Annotated in this window: 5 protein-coding genes; 2 read left to right on the top strand and 3 right to left on the bottom strand. The window is 64.4% G+C overall.

From position 1 onward, the window contains the following. A partial coding sequence (locus tag EOA24_RS34790; protein WP_127410639.1) for a LacI family DNA-binding transcriptional regulator occupies positions 1–734 on the bottom strand: 734 nt, incomplete at its 3' end. Positions 735–909: 175 nt separating this feature from the next. Here EOA24_RS34790 and EOA24_RS42070 point away from each other — a divergent pair. Both EOA24_RS42070 and EOA24_RS42075 read left to right on the top strand, forming a co-directional pair. Then, a complete protein-coding gene (locus EOA24_RS42070) occupies positions 910–1,053 on the top strand; it encodes a hypothetical protein (protein WP_189342147.1) in 144 nt (47 codons plus the stop codon). 58 nt (positions 1,054–1,111) lie between these two features. Further along, positions 1,112–1,249, top strand: a complete 138-nt coding sequence (locus EOA24_RS42075) for a hypothetical protein (RefSeq protein ID WP_189342146.1) — start codon at positions 1,112–1,114, stop codon at positions 1,247–1,249. Between the two features lie 15 nt (positions 1,250–1,264). Here the strand turns inward: EOA24_RS42075 and EOA24_RS34795 are convergent, their stop codons facing one another. Both EOA24_RS34795 and EOA24_RS34800 read right to left on the bottom strand, forming a co-directional pair. Next, positions 1,265–1,639 carry a DUF423 domain-containing protein gene (locus EOA24_RS34795; protein ID WP_126082957.1) on the bottom strand — a complete coding sequence of 125 codons (375 nt, stop codon included), beginning with the start codon at positions 1,637–1,639 and terminating at the stop codon, positions 1,265–1,267. A gap of 35 nt (positions 1,640–1,674) precedes the next feature. Beyond that, positions 1,675–2,303, bottom strand: a 629-nt coding sequence (locus EOA24_RS34800; RefSeq protein WP_127410640.1) for an MFS transporter, incomplete at its 5' end; no start/stop codon positions are given.

A 2,303-nucleotide genomic window follows, 5' to 3' on the forward strand; every position in this document is an offset into this window, starting at 1 on the left:
GTCTCGTAGACCGGGATTTTCCTGGTATCGACACCGAAGCGGGCAAGCTCCTCGAAATAGCCGGCAAGTCGGTCGCGTGTGCCGGTGTAGACCGCGCCGCGCACGATGTCCGGCGTGGCGAAGCCGGTGCGGTTGTCTGCGAAGGCCAGAGACAGCACCGCGAACCGGCGATGGCCGAGCTCGGCCAGATGGCGCGCCGCGAGCCTTGCGCCCGCGACATTGTCGACGCCGATGGCCGAGACGGTCTCGTCCTGGAAGCCGAGCTCCAGCGCCACGAAGGGCAGCCTTCGCTCGCGTGTCAGGTCGACAAGGCGCGAGCCGCCTTCGATGCAGAACAGGATGAAGCCGTCGACAAGTGCGCTCTGGATGTTCCAGGCAAGCTTCTCCTGGTTGGCGGCCGACACCAGCGCGATGCCCGCGCCGGTGGCGTCGCAGGCTTCTGAAATGCCAGCCATCATGACGCGGGCGAAAGGATCGTCGAAGAAGTAGGAGAGGGGCTCCGTGGTGGCGACGCCGATGGCGTTGACTTTGCCGGCGCGCAGCAGCCGGCCTTTCGGGTCGGGACCGGCATAGCCCATCTGCTCCGCCACCGCCTTGACCCGTTCGCGCACTTCGGCGCGCACGATCTCAGGCCGGCTGAAGACATTGGAGGCCGTGCCATGCGAGACGCCGGCGGCCTTGGCGATGTCGGCCAGCCTGATCGGTCTTGCCTGGCCTTCGAGGAGTGATGCCATGTCGTTCCTCCGAATCCGGTCACGTCACGAACATGACCGCTGAATTGCTGCCGGTCATCTAACATTTTTGTTGGATCGATTCAAATTTCGGTTGACGGCGAGCAAAAGAAGTTTATGATTTGAATCGATCCAAGTTCCTGCTCCATGGTGGAGCGGATTTCGACAGGAGGATGCCATGCATCCGGTGAGCTATTTGTTCGAGGACATCTACCGCAACGACTGGGGCATCGCTTCGGCCGCTGTCAGCGAGAAGCGGCGAGGCAGGTCGAGCCCATGGCGCCGCAAGCCGCGCTTCCTCGTGGACCCCAAGCGAGGCTGACCCGCAGTTTTTTCCGCACCCGTATATTGGATCGATTCAAACCCAAGGAGAAGCAATCATGCATCCGATTGGTCATCTGTTTCAGGACATCTACCGCAACTATTGGGGCATCACGCCCGGGACCGAGCAGCCTCAGCGGACCCGCCGTGACGAACTGCCTGCGCGCGAGCGCAAGCGGCGAGCCGGCCGAAAATAGGCGCTGAAAAATAGCCTAATGCCGAGGGCGCCACAGGGCCGAGGCGGCGATCGCCACCCAGCCGGCGATCAGCAGCGTGCCGCCGATCGGCGCCGACATCGGGAACAGCCGCGATCCGAGAAAGTCGCGGGCAAGCAGATCGCCGCAGAACAGCAGCAGGCCCAAGAGCAGGACGAGGCTGGCGATCCTGAGGCAACGGTTGCCGCCGGCAAGGCCGATGGCAAGAAAAGCCGGCGCATGCATCAGGAGGAAATTGGCGGCAGTGCCGGTAAAGGTGCCGCCGCGATGCGCGGCGGCGGCCGACAACGCTACGCCCGCCGCCCCAACGAGGCCGGCTGCCAGCACGAGGACGCGGCTTCCGCTGTCTGATGCTTGCCCGGTGAGGCTCATCCTGGATGCTCCATGGCGGTTGGGCGGAAGTCCCATCAAGACTCGCCGGCCTCGATCAGCATATGCCGCGCCCGCCTCGATTGGACAATCCAGTTGTAGGCAGCGCCCAGCGCCATCAGCACCGCTGTGCCCAGAAGCACCGAGCGCATGCCGAAATGCCCGCCGACGAAGCCGCCGGACAGCGGCCCCGCGACTTGGCCGACATATTGCGCCGAGATTGCCAGGCCAAGCACGTTGCCACCGATCCCGTCGGGGATATTGTGCCGGATGACGCTGGTGATGCAGGGCAACAATCCGCCCAGCGCCAGGCCCATCAGGAAGCGCAGGCCGATCAATTGCCAGCCATTGGTGACGAAGGCCTGCGGGATAAGCAGCAAGGCCGAGACGGCAAGGGCGCCGACCACGACGTTCCAGTAGCCGACGCGGTCGGCGAGCTTGCCCAGCCAGGACGAGGACAGGATGGTGCCGAGCGCGGCCGCCGACATGACGACGCCGGCGACCATGGTCACTTTGCTCTGGTCATCGACGAGCTGCTGTACATAGACGGTGATGATCGGCTCGATCGACATGGTGGCGAAGGCGAGCAGCATACCCGTTGCCAGCATGGCGACGATCGGCCGTTTGTCGGGGATCTGCGACCAGCCGCTTTTCGGCTTCGCCGCCG

This window comes from Mesorhizobium sp. M2A.F.Ca.ET.039.01.1.1 (assembly GCF_003998035.1).
Lineage (GTDB): Bacteria > Pseudomonadota > Alphaproteobacteria > Rhizobiales > Rhizobiaceae > Mesorhizobium.